Raw genomic sequence first — 19,453 nt, 5'->3', positions numbered from 1 at the left:
GCGGCAATCCTTGCCAAAGTACGCACAGGGTGATGCGATAATCAGTAGCTGTCAGTAGCTAATACGATTAAACTACACGCCAGCTAATGTTTTAGGGAATAAAGCAGGAAACAGGGAGCGTTAACGCCTTTCCCTGACCCAGAAAACAGTAGCCCAAAAAGCCCTTTCATTCAACAACTTACTGGTAAACAAGAAGTTAGCCTCCGTGAATATAAACGTCGCAGACTTGTTAAATGGGAATTACATCCTGTTATTATTTGTTGTACTCGCGCTGGGCCTTTGCCTGGGTAAATTGCGCCTGGGGTCGGTTCAACTTGGTAATTCCATTGGCGTTTTAGTCGTATCATTAATATTAGGTCAGCAGCATTTCAGCATTAACACGGACGCGCTCAACTTAGGTTTTATGCTGTTTATTTTTTGTGTTGGTGTGGAAGCGGGTCCCAACTTTTTTTCAATTTTCTTCCGCGACGGCAAAAATTATCTGATGCTGGCGCTGGTCATGGTCGGTAGCGCACTGCTGATTGCGTTAGGGCTGGGTAAACTGTTTGGCTGGGACATCGGGTTAACGGCCGGTATGCTGGCAGGTTCGATGACCTCTACGCCAGTGCTTGTCGGTGCAGGTGATACCCTGCGCCATTCCGGCATGGCTGGTGCACAACTCTCTACCGCCCTCGACCACCTGAGCCTGGGCTATGCCCTGACTTATCTGATCGGTCTTGTGAGCCTGATTGTGGGCGCGCGCTACCTGCCAAAACTGCAACACCAGGATCTGCAGACCAGCGCCCAGCAAATCGCCCGCGAACGCGGTCTGGATACCGACACCAAACGTAAAGTCTATCTCCCGGTGATCCGGGCGTATCGCGTCGGGCCAGAGCTTGTTGCATGGGCTGACGGGAAAAATCTTCGCGAGCTTGGTATATACCGCCAGACCGGTTGCTATATCGAACGCATTCGTCGCAACGGCATTCTGGCGAACCCGGACGGCGATGCGGTGCTGCAGATGGGCGATGATATCGCACTGGTGGGTTACCCGGATGCTCACGCCCGTCTTGACCCAAGCTTCCGTAACGGCAAAGAGGTGTTCGACCGCGACCTGCTCGACATGCGTATCGTTACCGAAGAGATTGTGGTGAAAAACCATAACGCCGTTGGCCGCCGTCTGGCGCAACTGAAGCTGACCGACCACGGTTGCTTCCTCAACCGCGTGATCCGCAGCCAGATTGAGATGCCTATCGACGACAACGTCGTACTGAATAAAGGTGACGTTTTGCAGGTCAGCGGCGACGCACGCCGCGTGAAAACCGTTGCTGACCGCATCGGCTTTATCTCCATTCACAGCCAGGTCACCGACCTGCTGGCCTTCTGCGCCTTCTTTATCGTTGGCCTGATGATCGGGATGATCACCTTCCAGTTCAGCAACTTTAGCTTCGGCATCGGTAACGCCGCCGGTTTGCTGTTCGCCGGGATCATGCTGGGCTTCCTGCGAGCGAACCATCCGACCTTCGGCTACATTCCGCAGGGCGCGCTGAATATGGTGAAAGAGTTCGGCCTGATGGTCTTTATGGCGGGTGTCGGTTTAAGCGCGGGTAGCGGCATTGGCCACAGCCTGGGTGCCGTTGGCTGGCAGATGTTGGTTTCCGGACTCATCGTCAGCCTGGTGCCGGTAGTGATCTGTTTCCTGTTCGGTGCCTACGTGCTGCGCATGAACCGCGCCCTGCTCTTCGGAGCCATGATGGGTGCTCGTACCTGTGCGCCAGCCATGGAAATTATCAGTGACACCGCGCGCAGCAACATCCCGGCACTGGGCTATGCAGGCACTTACGCTATCGCTAACGTACTGCTGACGCTGGCAGGTACGCTGATCATTATCATCTGGCCTGGACTCGGATAACTCCTAAGTTTGCGCATAAAGAAAAAATTTTCGTTATGCGCAGAACTTTTTGATCAGGGGGCAGTCATAACTAGTGCCACTGCTTTTCTTTGATGTCCCCAATTTGTGGAGCCCATCAACCCCGCCGTTTTGGTTCAAGGTTGATGGGTTTTTTGTTGCCTGAAATTTACCATCTCTTCTCACTTTAAACTCCCGATAAATCATATTTAGGTTAAAAAATATCAAGTCATTATCCTAAAAATCCCCAGTTTTTCATAAACATGATCTGTTTTGAACTTCCATACAAGCGACGAGAATAATCTGGAGCGGATAGAAACATACTATGGAGGGGATAGGGATGCGATTTTCAAGCTCAGTAATGGCAATGCCGGTATTAGGGAATGCAGCAAAAGTTCGCTCGATTGAGCTCAAGTGCGAGGCCAGTAAGCATGTACCATTCTGAAGAGATCATCCGCCAGTTTCAGAGCCAAAAAATACTGGCCATGAAGCTGGACCAGGCGGTACGCGCGGTAGGTGAAGAGGTAAAGAGCCACCTGAGTAATATAGGGGCCGGTGCCCAACGCCTGCTGTACTACACTTCCTGCTTTACTGATGAATATTACGATGTATGCACCAGACAAAACCTGGAGGACGCTCGCTTTCGAAAAGGCATATTCCACCTCGTATCTCGCTGGAACATCGTCTTTGACCTAATCAACACGTACGTTGAGGAGCTGGTTAAGAATTATTCACCGGAAGAATTATCAGCGATAAAGCATGCTCTAATGCGCGCGAACGTTCACATATCCACCAGCACGCTAACCTCGTATTCATTCTCTGCAGGCGTTGCATCGACTATTTGCCTCTATGTGACCCTCCCACCTTCAGGGTTAAAGGTCGTTTCAGGATTAACGGGCGCGGCTATTGGCGGGCTGGGGATATATGGGATTGTGCAAAAGGCCGCTGACAGTGCTCACCGCTTGCAAGTGATGCATCCCGCCTACTATCAAGCGTTGTACCTGCGAGAACTGGAAATGATGTATTTCTTGGTGGAACCTGCGTTTATGCGTGCGGGCGTACTAACCCAGCAATGGACTGACAGTCAAAGCCCTTATGATGCTGCTGACACAATCCTGAAGCTCATGGGCAGACACTAATGGGCTTTCTAAGACGCTGGTTCAAATCTCAGGCCCAGTTTTTCTTCTGGACCTATATACCCATCATCCTCACGTTCATTTTTGGCTATGTCCTTGACGTTTATTTCCCTGAGGTTAGCCAGGGATTCATCCTCCTGTTTTACCTGGTCACACTGGGGCTGGCTTACTGGATATGGCATTGAGGACCATAAAAGCTTCACGTTTACGAATAAGGAAATGACATGTCTACACCCGCACATCTCTGGCTTGAGGACGAGAACGGCTCGCCAATTGTCGGTAGCTGCATGATGCCCACCCGTCTTGGTTCCATAGAACTGAAATCGTTCTCCCACGGCGTAACCATTCCGGTTGACCCGAGCTGGGGCAAGCTCACCGGCACGCGCGTCCATCGCCCTATTACGATAGTCAAAGAATTTGATCAGACTACCCCAGTTCTTTACCGCGCCGTGTGTGAAGGGCGAGTTATGAAGAAGGGAATTATTAAGATGTACCGTATTCTGGCGTCCGGTATCGAGGCCGAATATTTCAATATCGTAATGGAAAACGTTAAGTTCACGACTGTGGCACCCTTCCTAACCCCTAACGGGATGAGCAGCACTCATCTTGAAACGCTCGAATTGCGTTATGAAGCCATTTCCTGGAAGTACACTGAGGGGAATATCATCTACCGTGACACTTGGAACGATCGCTGTTGCGCCTGAGTACAGAAGAGCGTTTAAAGTGAGCAGATAAAAAGGAACCGTTCCAGGGAACGGTTTCTTTCCCATGACTGTCAGGGGTGGTCCAGGCAAGCCATAAAGACTATTTTGGTCTTCTACAAGCCCCCCGGAATTTTTTCTATCCTTCCTGCTTTTCCCTCTTCTCTCGCCAGCCATAGACATATATGATTTAATGTATATGATAAAAAACATTCAGGATGGCCGAATGCTCCACCCGCTCCAACTCTTCAAAACCCTCTCCGACGAAACGCGGCTCGCCATCATCATGCTGCTCCGCGAAGCGGGCGAGCTATGCGTCTGCGATCTCTGCTCCGCGACCACCGAGTCGCAGCCGAAAGTCTCCCGCCATATGGCGTTGCTCCGCGAGTCCGGGCTGGTTATCGATCGCCGGGAAGGGAAATGGATCCATTACCGTTTATCTCCCCACATGCCTGCATGGGCGGCAACCATTATCGACAACAGCTGGAACTGCCTGCGGGAAGAGACGCGTGAAAAACTGAAAAACAGACTTACGGGTTCGTGTTAATCAATACACATTCACAAAAACAGATATGATGGAGTAAGCAATGTTTCTGGCAGGGGCAATTTTTCTGTTTACGCTGGTACTGGTTATCTGGCAGCCAAGGGGGCTGAGTATCGGCTGGAGCGCGACCATTGGTGCCGTGCTGGCGCTGGTCAGCGGTGTGATCCACATTAATGATATTCCGGTGGTCTGGAATATTGTCTGGAATGCGACGGCCACGTTTATCGCCGTCATTATCATCAGCCTGCTGCTGGATGAGTCTGGCTTTTTCGAATGGGCTGCGTTGCACGTTGCCCGCTGGGGAAATGGCCGGGGGAGATTACTTTTTACGTATATCGTGCTGCTGGGCGCGGCGGTTGCGGCGCTGTTTGCCAATGACGGTGCGGCGCTGATCCTGACACCTATCGTGATTGCTATGCTGCTGGCGCTGGGGTTCAGCAAGCAGGCAACGCTGGCGTTTGTGATGGCGGCAGGGTTTATCGCCGATACCGCCAGCCTGCCGCTGATTGTCTCTAACCTGGTCAACATTGTGTCAGCCGATTTCTTCACGCTGGGGTTCAGCGAATATGCCTCGGTGATGATCCCGGTTGATATCGCCGCAATTGCTGCCACGCTGGTGATGCTGCATCTGTTCTTTCGCAAGGAAATTCCACCGGAATATGACCTGTCGAAACTTCGGGAGCCGGCACGCGCTATTACCGATCTCCCGACGTTCAGAACGGGCTGGATCGTCCTGCTGCTTCTGCTTGTCGGTTTCTTTGTACTTGAACCTCTCGGTATTCCGGTCAGCGCCATTGCGACCGTCGGCGCGCTGATTTTATTCGCTGTCGCAAAACGCGGACATGCGATAAACACCGGAAAAGTGCTGCGCGGCGCACCGTGGCAGATCGTCATCTTCTCGCTGGGGATGTATCTGGTGGTGTATGGCCTGCGCAATGCCGGGCTGACGGACTATCTCACAGGCGTACTGAATAGCCTGGCCGGACACGGGCTGTGGGCCACCACGCTGGGAACCGGGTTCATCACTGCGTTCCTGTCATCCATAATGAACAATATGCCCACGGTGCTGATTGGCGCGCTCTCTATTGATGGCAGTATGGCAACAGGATTGATTAAGGACGCAATGATTTACGCCAACGTGATTGGTTGCGACCTGGGGCCGAAAATCACACCTATCGGCAGCCTGGCGACCCTGCTCTGGCTTCATGTACTGGCGCAGAAAAACATGACGATTACCTGGGGCTACTATTTCCGGACGGGTATCATAATGACGTTACCGGTCCTGTTTGTGACGCTCGCCGCGCTGGCGCTACGTCTCTCCTTCACACTGTAATGAGCCACTGATATGACCCACATCACCATTTACCACAACCCAGCCTGCGGCACCTCGCGCAATACGCTGGAGATGATCCGCAACAGCGGCACGGAGCCAGAGATTATTCTGTATCTGGAAACCCCGCCATCGCGCGATACGCTGACTACCCTGATTGCGGATATGGGAATTTCTGTACGGGACCTGCTGCGTAAAAACGTGGAGCCCTATGAACAGCTCGACCTGGCCGAAGATAAATTCACCGACGAACAACTGCTCGACTTCATGCTGCAATACCCGATCCTGATTAACCGTCCGATCGTCGTGACGCCGCTGGGCACTCGCCTGTGCCGCCCTTCTGAAGTCGTCCTCGACATCCTGCCTGACGCGCAAAAAGGGGCATTTACGAAAGAGGATGGCGAAGCCGTCGTGGATGCCAGCGGGAAAAAAATCTCGCAAAAGTAACCTATTGATAATGGCGCAGTAAGGCTTGCATGCGGCATACCCCACCTACCGGCTGAGTTGCATCAGCCGAAACCCGGCTCATACTTTTGAGGGTCAGGTCTGGTGAGGGTATGCGGGTATGGGCTTTAAAAACAAAATCGCTGTCATCTTTGGTGGCAGCGGCGCCATCGGCAGCGCTGTGGCACATGCTCTGGCGCGTGAGGGGGCTGAGGTTCACCTCGCTGCGCGCACACCTACCAGGCTGGAACATGTTGCCAATAGCATTCGTGCCGCAGGCGGGTCTGCCAGCACATTTATTTTCGATGCGCTGGATGAGTCCGCGCGGCTTCCTGAGCTTGCCCATATTGATATTGTCGTCAACGCCACAGGCTTTATGCACGATCAGGGCAAACGCCTTGACGCGTTAACTCTTAGCGAATTCAGGCAGGGTTTTGATCCCTTCCTGACCGCGTACTTTAACATCGCCAAAACCGTTGCGCCCCGCATGGGCGGTGAACATGGCGGAACTCTGATTACCGTCGTCGCGCCCGCCGCGAATATGGCGATCTCCGGGCACCTGGGGCATATCGTTGGCTGCGCGGGAACCGAAGCGTTTACCCGGGCGCTTGCCGCAGAACTGGGGGTTAAAAATATTCGCGTCGTGTGCGTGCGTTCGCACGCGGTAGCCGACGCGATACAGGCAGGTTCGTATGTCGGTGCCATTTTCGCCGCTAAAGCGCAGGAGATGGGGATTACGGTCGAGCAGTTTCTCGGTGGTGCCGCGCAAAGTACCCTGACGCATCGCCTGCCAACGCTGGCACAGGTGGCCGACACAATTACGTTTCTGGCCTCAGATGCGGCAAGCGCCATCACGGGAACCTCCGTCAATATGACCGCAGGCGCAACCTAGCATCCGCCCTCGCCCGCAATTCTTCCCACCATTGCCCGGATCTCTTCGCGGGTTAACGGTGCCCGATCGGTAACAAAGTGCAGCGTCATCCCTTCGATAAACGCATCCAGTGCACGAGTGGTGACCGGGTCAAACCACTTCTCAAGCGTGGTCTGGCTCATCTTCATCCAGTCCTGCATCACCGTTTTGAGCGCCGTGCTGCGGTGCATAAAGGCGTAGAGTTGATACATCAGCGCCATGTTGTGCGGCGTCGTCACCTGCGAACTGTGGATCAGCGTGGTGATGGCTTCACACGCCATTTCAGGCCCGGTGACACCGGCGAAGAAATCCCGGTACTGTTGCGACATCTGCCGGGTAAACCACGTGAAAGCCTCCTCCAGCAGCGACTCCATACCCTCGAAATAATAGGTCATCGACCCTAGCGGCACACCTGCACAGGACGCGATTTTGCGGTGCGTGACGGCATGGATACCGTGCTCAGCGATGGTGTCCAGCGTCGCCTGCAGGATCTTCTCCCGGCGATGAGGATCGTTCGGTGGTCTGGTCATAAATTCCTCACGTAGTTTATGTACAAATGTACACAAACTTGCTAGTGTTGTCGCTATTGTTGTACTTCTGGTGCTAATCTCAATGACTCTCGCCTCCCCTCGTCGAACTCTGCAGCTACGTCTGTGGGCGCTGTTCATGTTCTTCTTTATTCCCGGTCTGCTGATGGCTTCCTGGGCCACGCGTACCCCCGCCATTCGCGATATTTTGTCCGTTTCTACGGCCGAGATGGGCATTGTGCTGTTCGGTCTGTCGATAGGCTCCATGAGCGGCATTCTTTGCTCGGCGTGGCTGGTGAAGCGCTTTGGTACACGGGCGGTGATCCGCACCACCATGTGCAGCGCTGTGTTCGGGATGGGGGTACTGAGCGTTGCGCTATGGTTTGCCTCACCGGTTCTGTTTGCCCTGGGGCTGACAATATTTGGCGGCAGCTTCGGTTCGGCGGAGGTCGCCATTAACGTTGAAGGGGCAACGGTCGAGCGTGAAATGAACAAAACCGTGCTGCCAATGATGCATGGCTTTTACAGCCTTGGCACGCTGGCCGGTGCGGGCGTGGGGATGGCACTGACGGCATTTGGCGTCACAGCCAATCTGCATATCCTGCTGGCAGCACTGGTTTGTATTATTCCGATTTTGACCGGTATCCGGGCAATCCCTGACGGCACAGGTAAGAACTCCTCGGATGAACAACATTCGGCGGAAAAAGGGCTTCCTTTCTACCGCGATATTCAGCTGATGCTGATCGGCGTGGTGGTGTTGGCGATGGCTTTCGCGGAAGGTTCCGCCAACGACTGGCTGCCGCTGCTGATGGTGGACGGCCACGGCTTTAGCCCGACCTCCGGCTCGCTGATCTACGCCGGATTTACGCTGGGAATGACCGTAGGGCGCTTTACCGGCGGCTGGTTTATCGATCGCTACAGCCGCGTGGCGGTGGTTCGCGCCAGTGCTCTGCTCGGAGGGCTGGGGATTGCGATGATCATCTTTGTGGATGTGGACTGGATTGCCGGCGTGTCGGTGATCCTCTGGGGTCTGGGTGCATCACTCGGCTTCCCGCTAACCATTTCGGCCGCCAGCGATACCGGCCCGGATGCGCCAACGCGCGTCAGCGTGGTGGCGACCACGGGCTACCTCGCTTTCCTGGTCGGGCCACCACTGCTTGGTTTCCTCGGCGAGCACTACGGGCTGCGCAGCGCCATGCTGGTGGTGTTAGGGCTGGTCATCATCGCAGCGCTGGTGGCGCGCGCGGTGGCAAAGCCGGAAACGAATCAAACGACACTGGAGAAGGGATATGAGCGTTAAACTGATCGCCGTCGACATGGATGGCACTTTCCTGAGTGATGCCAAGACCTATAATCGCCCGCGTTTTCTGGCCCAGTATGCGCGTATGAAGGCGCAAGGTATTCGCTTCGCGGTCGCCAGCGGCAACCAGTACTACCAGTTGATCTCCTTTTTCCCGGAGATCGCCCATGAAATTGCATTTGTCGCCGAAAATGGTGGCTGGGTCGTGAGCGAAGGGGAAGATGTCTTTAACGGTGAACTGTCGAAAGCCCATTTCGAGACCGTCGCCAACGTCTTAAACGACGTTCCGGGCATTGAGATCATCGCCTGCGGGAAAAGCAGCGCGTATACGCTGAAATGCTATGACGAGGGCTTTAAGGAGATCGCGGCGAAATACTACCACCGCCTCGAAATGGTGAGTAATTTCGACAACCTGAACGATATTTTCTTCAAGTTCGGGCTTAACGTTTCTGACGATGAAATCCCGCGTATACAGGCACTGCTGCATGAAAAACTGAGTGACATCATGGTGCCCGTCACGACCGGGCACGGCAGCATAGACCTGATCATCCCAGGCGTACATAAAGCCAATGGTCTGCGGATACTGCAAAAGCGCTGGGGCATAGACGACAGTGAAGTACTGGCCTTTGGTGATAGCGGTAATGACGTGGAGATGTTGCGCCAGTCCGGGTTCAGCTTTGCGATGGCAAATGCCAGACCGCATATTAAAGCGGTGGCGCGCTTTGAAGCGCCGCATAATAACGAGGAAGGTGTTCTGGATGTGATTGATAAGGTGCTGGAGGGGAAAGCACCGTTTAATTGATAGCGTGCGGTCTGGTGCCCTCCCCCTAACCCTCTCCCACAGGGAGAGGGAATTAGACTTAAGGCTGCAGGGCGTTTCCGACGCGTTTGTCTTTCAGGAACACCACCATCAGTCCAACCCATAGCACGCCGTTGGCGAGGTTAAACAGGCTGAACAGCCCGTTGCCGCCCATCGCATAAGCATGCTTGCTCACTTCGATACCGACGGTAAAAATTAGCATCTGCAACATTCCCATTGCCGCTGACACCGTACCTTTACTCATCTCGCTGGCAAACAGCGTCAGGCGTACCAGCCCGGCATTCGCTACACCAATCCCGAACGCATAAATGCTTAACCCTGCGGTCATCCACAGATACGCATGTGATGACACCACGGTCGCGACCGCAGCGACAATCAGCCCCGCCGCAATCGGCCAGCCGCCCATAATAATCAGCGAACGCACGGTGCGGCGTGACGTCAGACGTGCCAGCACCAGGTTACCTATTATCAACGCGCCGAAAATCGGCACCTGCAGCAGGCCATACTCGTAGCTGCTGAGCTTTTCACCGCTGATGATAATGACCGGAGACTGCGCAATCCACGCCAGCAGCGGCAGACTGACGAACCCCGTCGCCAGCGCACCCGCAACAAATCGTCCATTCCTGAGCACTTCTTTGTAATCCCGGCCCAGCTCTTTGAGCGAAAGTTTCTCGCCGATGCGGGTGGCCGTTTCCGGCATCGCACGGTGCAGGCCAAAGAACGCGATGGCGGCGAAAACAGCAAAGAGCACAAACATCCCTTCCCACGGCGCAACGTGCACCCACGCGGCCCCCACCAGCGGGCCGAGCAACGGGGCGATCAACGCCACATTCGCCATCAGTGCGGTGATCTTGATACACACCGCCTCTTCAAACGACTCCTGAATGGCGGCATACCCCACGGCACCGATAAAGCACAGACTCACCCCCTGCAGGAAACGCAGCAGGGTAAATTGTTCAATGTTTTGCGCCAGAAGCGTGGCAAGACAGGTCACGATAAACCACACCACGCCAGTCAGCATCACCGGACGGCGACCAATACGATCCGACAGTGGGCCTAACAGCCACTGTAAAAACATACCACCTGCCAGATAGGCGGTCATGGAGGTCGGCACCCATTCAATTCCCGCGTTGTACTGTTCCACAACGGCCAGCATACCGGGCTGGATCATATCGTTACCGATATAGGTAGAGAATTCGTAGAGCACCAGACACAGAGGAAAAAGCAACGCCTGACGACCCAGACGTGCTGCAGAAGAAGAACGGTTTAACATGCAATCTCTTTTTAATGACAAAATCGCGACGAGTGTAATGAAATGCCCCAGCCCGAGATAGTGATTTATCGAGGATAAACAGAAATAAGGCACATATCGTCTTCGTTTAAGGTTTCCTTAAGTTGACAGATTTATGATAGCCCCATTATTCGTCAACGACCCCAGATTATGGCACTCACCTCCAGCCGTTCAGAATTATCTAACTTACAGACAAATAAGACAAAACAACTTTACCGCTTACCGGCCCGCTTTTATGGTTACCAGCTTCTGGTCCTGATAGCCCTTGCCGTGCTGTTTACGTGGTTATCCCGCGATGAAACGCTCGACAAATGGGTGACCGGTTTTTGGTACGACGCGGCGACACAGAGTTTTCCACTGCAGAAAGACCATCTGCTGGATCTGCTGAACCACCGCATTGCGAAGTATATTGCCATCGCCTTAGGTGCTGTGGCGCTGTTTTACGGCGCTTACACGCGTAACACAAGACTGGTCACGGCTGCGTTGTTGATGGGGCTTGGCGCGCTGGTGGTTGGCGTACTGAAAAGTGTAAGCCATCACAGTTGCCCGTGGGATCTGGTGGAATACGGCGGAAAGGCTGTTGCTTATCCCCTGTTCAGTTCTGTCCCTGCAGACAGCGGTCCCGGGCGTTGTTTCCCCGGCGGTCACGCGTCCAGTGGCTTTATGGTCATGGGCCTGTTTTTTGCCTTCTGGCGCGAGCGTCCACGTCTGGCCTGGTCTTTTGTCGTACTTGGTGTGGTGTTAGGTCTGGTGATGGGTTATGGCCAGGTGATGCGCGGCGCACATTTCTTATCTCACAACCTGTGGGCTGGGTGGTGGGTTTGGTTTTCCCAGGTGGTGGTCTATGGCCTTGTTTCCACCCGGTTTGCTAAAGAGTAACGACGTTATGTTAGAGCAATTGAACTATGGACTGTTTTATCTGATCAACGCCACCCCGGCATCACCGGAGTGGATGATTGATATCGCCACTTTTTTTGCCAAAGATCTGATCAGTATCGTGCCAGTGCTGGCCGTGATCCTCTGGTTATGGGGGCCGCGCAAGCAGGTCGTCGCGCAGCGCCAGTTGGTTATCAAAGTTGCGATGGCCCTTGCGGTAAGCGTACTGGTAAGTTTTGCACTGGGGCATCTGTTCCCGCACGATCGTCCTTTCGTTGCCCACGCTGGCTATACCTTCCTGCATCATGCGCCTGATGACTCCTTCCCGAGCGACCACGGCACGGTGATTTTCACCTTTGCACTGGCGTTTTTGTTCTGGCACCGCCTGTGGTCTGGTGCGGTACTGATGGTGGTGGCGGCAGCTATCGCCTGGTCGCGTGTCTACCTGGGCGTACACTGGCCGCTGGATATGGTTGGCGGTTTCCTGGTGGGGCTGATTGGTTGCGTAAGTGCAGCGATCCTGTGGAGCCTCTTTGGTCAGGCGCTCTACCGCGGGATCTCCCAACTCTATCGTATCCTCTTTGCTATCCCGATCCGCAAAGGCTGGGTACGTGACTAACCCTGGCCCAACAGGTTACACTTGGACCCCCGCCCTGCGGGGGTTCACTTTTTCCACGCCGAGGATCTATGGAAACACGACGCGATGACCGCATTGCTCAGCTGCTACAGGCGCTGAAGCGCAGTGATAAGCTTCATCTTAAGGAAGCCGCCACCCTCCTCGGCGTTTCAGAGATGACCATTCGTCGTGATCTGAACAGCGACAGCGCACCCGTCGTGCTACTGGGCGGGTATATTGTGCTGGAGCCACGCAGTGCCAGCCACTACCTGATTAGCGATCAAAAAACGCGCCTGGTTGAAGAAAAACGTAAAGCCGCCCGGCTTGCGGCCTCACTGGTACAGCCGCATCAGACGCTGTTTTTTGACTGTGGCACGACAACACCGTGGATAATCGAAGCCATCGACAGCAGTATTCCTTTCACTGCTGTGTGTTATTCGCTGAACACCTTTCTGGCGCTTCAGGAGAAACCCGAGTGTCGGGTGATCCTCTGCGGTGGTGAGTTCCACGCCAGTAACGCCATTTTTAAGCCGCTCAATCTTCAGGATACGCTCAGCAATTTGTGCCCGGATATCGCATTTTACTCCGCAGCGGGCGTCAGTACCCGTCAGGGGGCGACCTGTTTTAACCTGGAAGAGCTGCCGGTGAAACACTGGGCATTAAGCGCCGCGCAGTATCATGTGCTGGTGGTGGATCACAGCAAGTTTGGCAAGGTGCGTCCGGCACGGATGGGAGAGCTGGCACAGTTCGATGCTATCGTCAGCGATTGCCGTCCGGATGAAGAGTATGTTGCGTATGCGAAGGCGCAGCAGGTGAAGTTGATGTATTGAGGTTGTGCCGGGTAAGCGCAGCGCCACCCGGCAAAAAACTTAGCTAAACCAGCTGCCAAACCAGCTATGGAATTTCATTAATACGAAATCCCACATCCGGCTGAAGAAGCCGCCCTCTTCAACTGCTTCCATCACAATCAGCGGACGCTGTTCAATCGACTTGCCATTAAGCTGGAAATCAATCGTCCCGACCACCTGGCCTTTTTTCAGCGGCGCGGTGAGCTGCGGATCGGTCAGGGTATAGCTGGCTTTCAGGTTTTTAAGCTGACCGCGTGGGATGGTCACTGACCCAGCCTCACCGGCCCCCAGGTTCACTTCGTTCTTATCACCAAACCAGACACGCTGGCTGACGAAGGTGGCATCCGGTTTAATCGGCGTCACCGTTTCAAAGAAGCGGAAGCCCCAGGTCAGTAATTTTTCTGATTCGTTAAAACGGATACGGTCGGTTTTAGTCCCCAGTACCACCGAGATCAAACGCATGTCACCCTGGGTTGCGGAGGCCACCAGGTTGTATCCCGCCCCGGCAGTGGTACCTGTCTTCATCCCGTCCACGTTGACGTTACTGCTCCACAGCAGGCGGTTGCGGTTCGGCTGACGAATTTTATTGAAGGTAAACTCTTTCTCTTTATGGATAGCGTATTCATCCGGCACGTCGTGGATCAGCGCTTTACCCAACAGCGCCATATCACGGGCGGTACTGAACTGGCCCGGCGAATCAAGACCGTGAACGGTTTTAAAGGTGGTGTTGGTCAGGCCCAGCTTTTGCGCATAGCCATTCATCAGACCGATAAATGAATCCTGACTGCCAGCGACATAATCCGCCAGTGCGATACAGGCGTCGTTACCGGACTGGATAATCACCCCTTTATTCAAATCAGAAACGGAAACCTGATCGCCTGGTTTAAGGAACATCACTGATGAGCCCCGCAGCGCCGGGTTGCCGGTCGCCCAGGCGTCCTTCCCGATGGTGACCATATCGTCAAGCTTGATCTTGCCTGCTTTTAACGCCTGGCCGACCACATAGCTGGTCATGATTTTGGTCAGACTGGCTGGATCGAGTTTCTCATCCGCATTGCCTTCCGCCAGCACTTTACCGCTGGAGTAGTCCATCAGGATCCAGGCGCGCGCGTCCACTGGCGGCGCTTCGGGCGCAGCCTGCTCAGCTGCGTAGAGAGTTGGTGCAAACAGGAAAAGGAGCGCAGAGCCTGTCGCAAGGCTGCGCAGAGAAGTCATTTTTCGCGTCATAAATGCCACCCGAGTGTCCATTCAAAAATTACGTCACATCACCGTGTCGCAAGAAGCGATGAGTAATAGCGCACTAAAACCGTTAAAGAAACCCAACGAGGGTAAAGTTATTAAAGTTTATGCAATAACATTCAGATACGCTTTGATTCAGGCGATTTTTTTGTCTTCTGTTGCGTAATTGTTAGGTTTATCTCACCATGGCAAAAAGCTGACTCGGATTCACATCTCATCGGGAGTAAATATGATTACGCTGTGGGGCAGGAACAATTCGACCAATGTTAAGAAAGTGCTCTGGACACTGGAGGAGCTGGATTTACCGTTCAATCAAATCATGGCTGGGTTGTCGTTTGGTGTGAACAAAGAGGCCGACTATCTGGCCATGAACCCGAACGGCCTGGTGCCGCTGCTGCGCGATGATGAAACAGACGCGACGCTTTGGGAGTCCAACACGATTGTGCGTTACCTTGCGGCCCAGTACGGCCAGGGCCGTCTGTGGGTAGAAAACCCGGCTCGTCGTGCTCAGGGTGAAAAGTGGATGGACTGGGCGAATCAGACGCTTTCGCCAACCCATCGCGTGATCCTGATGGGACTGATCAGAACACCAGAAGCCGAACGTGACTATCCCGCCATCCATGCCGCACAGGATGCCTGTGAAAACCTGTTTGCCATGATGGATGACGAACTGGCGAAGCACAAATGGTTCTCCGGTGACGCATTTGGCACAGGCGATATCGCCGTCGCGCCGTTTGTCTGGAACCTGACCAACATGGGCCTGAAGTGGACGCCACGCCCTCACCTTGAGCGCTGGTTAAAGCAGCTTAGCGATCGTCCGGCATACCGTAACGTCGTGATGATCCCGGTAACCTGATTACGTTCCGGACGGGCTGACTCTCAACAGTTGCCCGTCCGTCTCATCGGTCAGGACATACAGATACCCATCCGGTCCCACCCTCACATCACGGATACGCTGATCACGGTCGCCCAAAATCCGCCCGTCTTCCGTTACTTTATTGCCGCTCACGCTCAGCACGATAACGTCCTTTTCCTTCAGTGCGCCGATAAACAGTTTGTTTTTCCACTGCGGAAAGACGTCGCTGTTGTAGAACGCCATACCGCTCACGGCGGGCGAAACTTTCCAGACAAACAGCGGTTTTTCGGTTCCCTCAACGTGCTCACCTTTAGCTTCCGGGATTTTCAGGCCACTGTAGTTGATACCGTGCGTCGCCAGCGGCCAACCGTAGTTTTTCCCTCTCTCCGGGATATTGATTTCATCTCCGCCGCGCGGACCATGCTCGTTAAGCCACAGCGTGTCGTTCCAGGGATTCATCGCCATCCCCTGCGGGTTACGAATGCCGTAGGACCAGATTTCAGGCCGCGCGCCGGAGGTGTTCACGAACGGGTTATCCGCAGGCACTTTGCCGTCTTCCGTCAGGCGCACCACTTTGCCCTGCAGTTTATCCAGTTCCTGCGCCGTCGGTCGCTGGTTGTTCTCGCCGAGCCCAATAAAGAGATGGCCTTTACCATCGAACACCAGCCGCCCACCAAAATGGTTACCGGTAGAGAGTTTTGGCATCTGGCGGAACACCACCTGGAAACCGTCAATACGTGAAAGATCGTCGCTCAGGCGACCATAGCCCACCGCCGTTCCGGCTTTGCCGTCCTCCCCGGCTTCGGCGAAGCTTAGCCAGACGCGGCGCGACTTTTCAAAATCCGGGGCGAGAGCCACGTCCAGCAATCCTCCCTGACCGTTCGCCCATACCTTCGGCACGCCGACAATCGGAGCGGAAAGCCCGGTCCCGGCCTGCCAGTGTTTGAGTTGGCCTCCCCTGAGGGTCACCAGCAGCCCTTTATTATCCGGCAGAAACGCCAGAGACCAGGGGTGATCGAGTCTGTTTTGCAACACCTCGACGTTGACCGCGACCGGTGCGGCAAGAAGAGAAAATGATAATAACAACGCGGGCAGGAAAATGAGCGAGGTTCGAGGCATAACGCGCTCCTTTATCGGCATATGGCTTAAAGGTTAGCCATAACGCCCAGGCACGTTATCACTTTTACAAAAGCTTAATCAGAAGGGGGAGTTGCCTCCCCCCGATTCAGTACTGTTCGAGCTTCTCGTGCTCGTTCAGACACATGATGCAAAGAGAGAGCGTTGTCAGGCAGTTTTCAAGCTTCTCCGCGTTAACAGCGATAAAATTCGGGCAGTCGTGGCGTCCGTTCATCAGGCACACCCCTGCAATGGAGAGCACCTCAGCGGCGCGACGGAGCGCTATCAGCTCACTTTCGCAGTATTCCGCTTTCAGGGTCGGTGCTTTTTCACGCATGAAATTACATAGTTCAAACAGATTATCACGCAGATGTTCGCTTTCGCTGACTGACATATACCCTTTTGCCTTCCTCAACTGCAGGTACGCGGCCAGGTCGATTCGGGCGTTGATCAGCTTGTTCAGCAGATCGCGTTTCAGTCTGTCAACGGACATTCTCTTTCCTCCTCTGTCAGCCATTTTGCACATTCAGAATAAGGTTATTTTTTGTACAATTTAATGCCTCAGATCAATAAAACATAACTGATTAACATCATTTACAATGTTACAACACCCGCCAACCGCATCCGCCTTGCAAAGAGTGTATAAATCCCCCGCGATACGCTGTAAAATCCCGCCCTGATAACTCCATAATTGATGAATTTTTAACCTATGAGCAATGTTACGCACCAGCCGAAAATCGGCTTTGTCTCCCTGGGCTGCCCGAAAAACCTGGTGGATTCCGAACGTATCCTGACCGAACTGCGCACCGAGGGCTATGACGTGGTGCCAAGCTACGACAACGCCGATATGGTGATCGTTAATACCTGCGGGTTTATCGACAGCGCGGTTCAGGAGTCACTGGAAGCCATCGGTGAAGCCCTGACTGAAAACGGCAAAGTGATTGTGACCGGCTGCCTGGGCGCGAAAGAGGATCAGATCCGCGAAGTGCACCCGAAAGTGCTTGAGATCACCGGCCCACACAGCTACGAGCAGGTGCTGGAACATGTTCATCACTACGTGCCAAAACCAAAGCACAACCCGTTCCTGAGCCTGGTGCCAGAACAGGGTGTGAAGCTGACCCCACGCCACTACGCGTACCTGAAAATTTCTGAAGGCTGCAACCACCGCTGCACCTTCTGCATCATCCCGTCCATGCGTGGCGATCTGGTAAGCCGTCCAATTGGTGAAGTGCTGGCGGAAGCGAAACGTCTGGCTGATGCGGGCGTGAAGGAGTTGCTGGTCATCTCCCAGGATACTTCTGCCTACGGTGTGGATGTCAAACACCGCTCCGGTTTCCACAACGGTGAACCAGTGAAAACCAGCATGGTGGGCCTGTGCGAACAACTTTCTAAACTGGGTATCTGGACACGTCTGCATTACGTCTACCCTTACCCACACGTTGACGACGTGATCCCGCTGATGGCGGAAGGCAAAATTCTGCCGTATCTGGATATCCCACTGCAGCACGCCAGCCCACGCATTCTGAAGCTGATGAAGCGTCCTGGCTCCGTTGACCGCCAGCTGGCGCGCATCAAGCAGTGGCGTGAAATCTGCCCGGATCTAACCCTGCGCTCCACCTTCATCGTCGGCTTCCCGGGTGAAACCGAAGAAGACTTCCAGATGCTGCTCGACTTCCTGAAAGAAGCGCGTCTGGACCGCGTAGGTTGCTTCAAGTACAGCCCGGTAGAAGGCGCAACCGCCAATGAGCTGGCGGATCAGGTGCCGGAAGAGGTGAAAGAAGAGCGCTGGAACCGCTTCATGCAGCTGCAACAGCAGATCTCTGCTGAACGTCTGCAGGAAAAAGTGGGCCGCGAGATTATGGTCATCGTTGACGAAGTTGATGAAGAAGGCGCAATTGGCCGCAGCATGGCGGATGCCCCTGAAATCGACGGTGCGGTATACCTGAACGGCGAAACCAACGTTAAACCGGGTGATATTATCCGCGTGAAAGTTGAAAACGCCGACGAGTATGACCTGTGGGGTAGCCGGGTTTAATCTCCCCACTCCGCTTTTGTATGCCGGGTAAGGCGTAGCCGCCACCCGGCACATTCCTCTGCGCTATCCCTTAATCCTCGGATCCAGCGCATCACGCAGACCATCACCCAGCAGGTTAAACGCCAGCACGGTCAGGAAAATCGCCAGACTCGGGAAGATCGCCACGTGCGGCGCGATCACCATGTCTGCTCTCGCCTCATTCAGCATCGCGCCCCACTCCGGCGTCGGTGGCTGCGCCCCTAATCCCAGAAACGACAGGCTGGCCGCCGAGATAATCGACACGCCAATACGCATAGTGAAATAGACCACGATCGACGACACCGTCCCCGGCAGAATGTGGCTAAACAGGATCGTGGCATCGCTCGCTCCCATACTGCGCGCCGACTCAATAAACGTCTGCCGTTTCAGCACCAGCGTGTTGCCGCGCACCAGGCGGGCAAACGCCGGAATGGAGAAGACCGCAACCGCAACGATCACGTTCGCCATGCCACTGCCCATGATCGCCACCACCGCAATCGCCAGCAGAATCCCAGGGAAGGCAAACAACACATCGCAGATACGCATAATGATGCGATCCCACCAGCCTTCGTAATATCCGGCGATAAGACCCAGCACCGTCCCTGTCGCTGCGCCAATCAGCACCGCGAAGACCCCGGCGGCGAGCGAGATCTGCGCTCCAACCAGCACGCGGCTAAAAATATCGCGCCCGAGCGAATCCACCCCAAACCAGTGCAGCATGGAAGGACCGTCGTTCAGCCGGTCGTAATCAAAATAGTTTTCCGCATCAAAGGGCGCTATCCACGGCGCAACGATCGCCAGGACAATGAGCAGCAGCACAAATAACCCCGCAGTCATGGCCACCGGCTGACGGCGAAAACGTCGCCAGAATTCAGACCATGGCGTGCGGATATGATCCGGTTTTAGCCCCGGCATAGCGTTTAAAACGGCCTGACGTCGCCAGTTCAACAATCGCATC

The 19,453-nt window shown here is 54.5% G+C and carries 20 protein-coding genes; 14 read left to right on the top strand and 6 right to left on the bottom strand.

Translation table 11 applies throughout. From position 1 onward, the window contains the following. Window positions 1–205 precede the first annotated feature (205 nt). The 7 genes from V6E55_RS02745 to V6E55_RS02715 all read left to right on the top strand — a co-directional run bounded on the left by V6E55_RS02745 (window position 206) and on the right by V6E55_RS02715 (window position 6,935). Entirely contained in the window at window positions 206–1,891 is a 1,686-nt protein-coding gene (locus tag V6E55_RS02745; protein ID WP_114978487.1) for an aspartate:alanine antiporter, read from the top strand. A 428-nt stretch (window positions 1,892–2,319) separates the two neighbouring features. Then, on the top strand, window positions 2,320–3,027 hold the full coding sequence (locus V6E55_RS02740; RefSeq protein ID WP_316942116.1) for a hypothetical protein: 708 nt from the start codon (window positions 2,320–2,322) through the stop codon (window positions 3,025–3,027). 221 nt (window positions 3,028–3,248) lie between these two features. Then, complete coding sequence (locus V6E55_RS02735) at window positions 3,249–3,728, top strand: Hcp family type VI secretion system effector (protein ID WP_316942114.1); 480 nt, start codon at window positions 3,249–3,251, stop codon at window positions 3,726–3,728. Between the two features lie 223 nt (window positions 3,729–3,951). After that, a complete protein-coding gene (locus V6E55_RS02730; protein WP_236919791.1) occupies window positions 3,952–4,272 on the top strand; it encodes a metalloregulator ArsR/SmtB family transcription factor in 321 nt (106 codons plus the stop codon). Between the two features lie 40 nt (window positions 4,273–4,312). Continuing rightward, window positions 4,313–5,602, top strand: coding sequence for an arsenic transporter (locus V6E55_RS02725; protein WP_236919790.1), 1,290 nt, complete (start codon window positions 4,313–4,315; stop codon window positions 5,600–5,602). Between the two features lie 12 nt (window positions 5,603–5,614). Next, window positions 5,615–6,046, top strand: a complete 432-nt coding sequence (gene arsC, locus V6E55_RS02720; protein ID WP_129996362.1) for a glutaredoxin-dependent arsenate reductase — start codon at window positions 5,615–5,617, stop codon at window positions 6,044–6,046. A gap of 118 nt (window positions 6,047–6,164) precedes the next feature. Further along, window positions 6,165–6,935, top strand: a complete 771-nt coding sequence (locus tag V6E55_RS02715; protein ID WP_236919789.1) for an SDR family NAD(P)-dependent oxidoreductase — start codon at window positions 6,165–6,167, stop codon at window positions 6,933–6,935. Here the strand turns inward: V6E55_RS02715 and V6E55_RS02710 are convergent. Beyond that, complete coding sequence (locus V6E55_RS02710; protein ID WP_236919788.1) at window positions 6,932–7,483, bottom strand: TetR/AcrR family transcriptional regulator; 552 nt, start codon at window positions 7,481–7,483, stop codon at window positions 6,932–6,934. The genes V6E55_RS02715 and V6E55_RS02710 overlap by 4 nt on opposite strands. A gap of 82 nt (window positions 7,484–7,565) precedes the next feature. On the opposite strand from V6E55_RS02710, the gene V6E55_RS02705 reads away from it, so the two are divergent. Beyond that, a complete protein-coding gene (locus V6E55_RS02705) occupies window positions 7,566–8,780 on the top strand; it encodes an MFS transporter (RefSeq protein ID WP_236919787.1) in 1,215 nt (404 codons plus the stop codon). Then, window positions 8,770–9,582 carry a Cof-type HAD-IIB family hydrolase gene (locus tag V6E55_RS02700; protein ID WP_236919786.1) on the top strand — a complete coding sequence of 271 codons (813 nt, stop codon included), beginning with the start codon at window positions 8,770–8,772 and terminating at the stop codon, window positions 9,580–9,582. Before V6E55_RS02705 ends, V6E55_RS02700 begins: the two co-directional genes overlap by 11 nt. Window positions 9,583–9,640: 58 nt before the next feature. Here V6E55_RS02700 and V6E55_RS02695 read toward each other — a convergent pair whose 3' ends face one another. Further along, on the bottom strand, window positions 9,641–10,873 hold the full coding sequence (locus tag V6E55_RS02695) for an MFS transporter (RefSeq protein ID WP_236919785.1): 1,233 nt from the start codon (window positions 10,871–10,873) through the stop codon (window positions 9,641–9,643). A 168-nt stretch (window positions 10,874–11,041) separates the two neighbouring features. Here V6E55_RS02695 and V6E55_RS02690 point away from each other — a divergent pair, with 168 nt between their 5' ends. The 3 genes from V6E55_RS02690 (at window position 11,042) to deoR (ending at window position 13,213) form a co-directional block, all read left to right on the top strand. After that, a complete protein-coding gene (locus V6E55_RS02690; protein ID WP_114978478.1) occupies window positions 11,042–11,770 on the top strand; it encodes a phosphatase PAP2 family protein in 729 nt (242 codons plus the stop codon). Between the two features lie 7 nt (window positions 11,771–11,777). Next, window positions 11,778–12,386, top strand: a complete 609-nt coding sequence (gene ybjG / locus V6E55_RS02685) for an undecaprenyl-diphosphate phosphatase (protein ID WP_236919784.1) — start codon at window positions 11,778–11,780, stop codon at window positions 12,384–12,386. Between the two features lie 68 nt (window positions 12,387–12,454). Next, window positions 12,455–13,213, top strand: coding sequence for a DNA-binding transcriptional repressor DeoR (gene deoR / locus V6E55_RS02680; protein ID WP_236919783.1), 759 nt, complete (start codon window positions 12,455–12,457; stop codon window positions 13,211–13,213). A gap of 39 nt (window positions 13,214–13,252) precedes the next feature. On the opposite strand, the gene dacC is transcribed toward deoR, so the two are convergent. After that, window positions 13,253–14,458 (bottom strand): serine-type D-Ala-D-Ala carboxypeptidase, encoded by a 1,206-nt coding sequence (gene dacC, locus V6E55_RS02675; RefSeq protein WP_114978559.1) that lies wholly within the window; start codon window positions 14,456–14,458, stop codon window positions 13,253–13,255. 241 nt (window positions 14,459–14,699) lie between these two features. Here dacC and V6E55_RS02670 point away from each other — a divergent pair, with 241 nt between their 5' ends. Then, complete coding sequence (locus V6E55_RS02670; protein WP_028019335.1) at window positions 14,700–15,326, top strand: glutathione S-transferase family protein; 627 nt, start codon at window positions 14,700–14,702, stop codon at window positions 15,324–15,326. Here V6E55_RS02670 and V6E55_RS02665 read toward each other — a convergent pair whose 3' ends face one another. Both V6E55_RS02665 and bssR read right to left on the bottom strand, forming a co-directional pair. Next, window positions 15,327–16,445, bottom strand: a complete 1,119-nt coding sequence (locus V6E55_RS02665; RefSeq protein WP_236919782.1) for a PQQ-dependent sugar dehydrogenase — start codon at window positions 16,443–16,445, stop codon at window positions 15,327–15,329. It lies immediately after the preceding gene. A gap of 106 nt (window positions 16,446–16,551) precedes the next feature. Next, window positions 16,552–16,935 (bottom strand): biofilm formation regulator BssR, encoded by a 384-nt coding sequence (bssR, locus tag V6E55_RS02660; RefSeq protein WP_114978474.1) that lies wholly within the window; start codon window positions 16,933–16,935, stop codon window positions 16,552–16,554. A gap of 216 nt (window positions 16,936–17,151) precedes the next feature. Here bssR and rimO point away from each other — a divergent pair, with 216 nt between their 5' ends. Then, on the top strand, window positions 17,152–18,477 hold the full coding sequence (gene rimO / locus V6E55_RS02655) for a 30S ribosomal protein S12 methylthiotransferase RimO (RefSeq protein WP_023310913.1): 1,326 nt from the start codon (window positions 17,152–17,154) through the stop codon (window positions 18,475–18,477). A gap of 63 nt (window positions 18,478–18,540) precedes the next feature. Here rimO and gsiD read toward each other — a convergent pair whose 3' ends face one another. Further along, a complete protein-coding gene (gene gsiD / locus V6E55_RS02650; protein ID WP_114978472.1) occupies window positions 18,541–19,452 on the bottom strand; it encodes a glutathione ABC transporter permease GsiD in 912 nt (303 codons plus the stop codon). Between the last annotated feature and the right edge of the window lies 1 nt (window position 19,453).

The sequence above is a fragment of the Enterobacter sp. 342 genome (assembly GCF_036663495.1).
Taxonomy (GTDB): domain Bacteria; phylum Pseudomonadota; class Gammaproteobacteria; order Enterobacterales; family Enterobacteriaceae; genus Enterobacter.
This window is presented reverse-complemented; position numbering and strand designations above follow the sequence as displayed.

Coding starts and splice junctions, on each gene's coding strand:
- V6E55_RS02740 (WP_316942116.1), top strand. CDS start 2,320: ATGTACCATTCTGAAGAGATCATCCGCCAGTTTCAGAGCCAAAAAATA.
- V6E55_RS02735 (WP_316942114.1), top strand. CDS start 3,249: ATGTCTACACCCGCACATCTCTGGCTTGAGGACGAGAACGGCTCGCCA.
- V6E55_RS02730 (WP_236919791.1), top strand. CDS start 3,952: ATGCTCCACCCGCTCCAACTCTTCAAAACCCTCTCCGACGAAACGCGG.
- V6E55_RS02725 (WP_236919790.1), top strand. CDS start 4,313: ATGTTTCTGGCAGGGGCAATTTTTCTGTTTACGCTGGTACTGGTTATC.
- arsC (WP_129996362.1), top strand. CDS start 5,615: ATGACCCACATCACCATTTACCACAACCCAGCCTGCGGCACCTCGCGC.
- V6E55_RS02715 (WP_236919789.1), top strand. CDS start 6,165: ATGGGCTTTAAAAACAAAATCGCTGTCATCTTTGGTGGCAGCGGCGCC.
- V6E55_RS02710 (WP_236919788.1), bottom strand. CDS start 7,483: ATGACCAGACCACCGAACGATCCTCATCGCCGGGAGAAGATCCTGCAG.
- V6E55_RS02705 (WP_236919787.1), top strand. CDS start 7,566: ATGACTCTCGCCTCCCCTCGTCGAACTCTGCAGCTACGTCTGTGGGCG.
- V6E55_RS02700 (WP_236919786.1), top strand. CDS start 8,770: ATGAGCGTTAAACTGATCGCCGTCGACATGGATGGCACTTTCCTGAGT.
- V6E55_RS02695 (WP_236919785.1), bottom strand. CDS start 10,873: ATGTTAAACCGTTCTTCTTCTGCAGCACGTCTGGGTCGTCAGGCGTTG.
- V6E55_RS02690 (WP_114978478.1), top strand. CDS start 11,042: ATGGCACTCACCTCCAGCCGTTCAGAATTATCTAACTTACAGACAAAT.
- ybjG (WP_236919784.1), top strand. CDS start 11,778: ATGTTAGAGCAATTGAACTATGGACTGTTTTATCTGATCAACGCCACC.
- deoR (WP_236919783.1), top strand. CDS start 12,455: ATGGAAACACGACGCGATGACCGCATTGCTCAGCTGCTACAGGCGCTG.
- dacC (WP_114978559.1), bottom strand. CDS start 14,458: ATGACGCGAAAAATGACTTCTCTGCGCAGCCTTGCGACAGGCTCTGCG.
- V6E55_RS02670 (WP_028019335.1), top strand. CDS start 14,700: ATGATTACGCTGTGGGGCAGGAACAATTCGACCAATGTTAAGAAAGTG.
- V6E55_RS02665 (WP_236919782.1), bottom strand. CDS start 16,445: ATGCCTCGAACCTCGCTCATTTTCCTGCCCGCGTTGTTATTATCATTT.
- bssR (WP_114978474.1), bottom strand. CDS start 16,935: ATGTCCGTTGACAGACTGAAACGCGATCTGCTGAACAAGCTGATCAAC.
- rimO (WP_023310913.1), top strand. CDS start 17,152: ATGAGCAATGTTACGCACCAGCCGAAAATCGGCTTTGTCTCCCTGGGC.
- gsiD (WP_114978472.1), bottom strand. CDS start 19,452: ATGCGATTGTTGAACTGGCGACGTCAGGCCGTTTTAAACGCTATGCCG.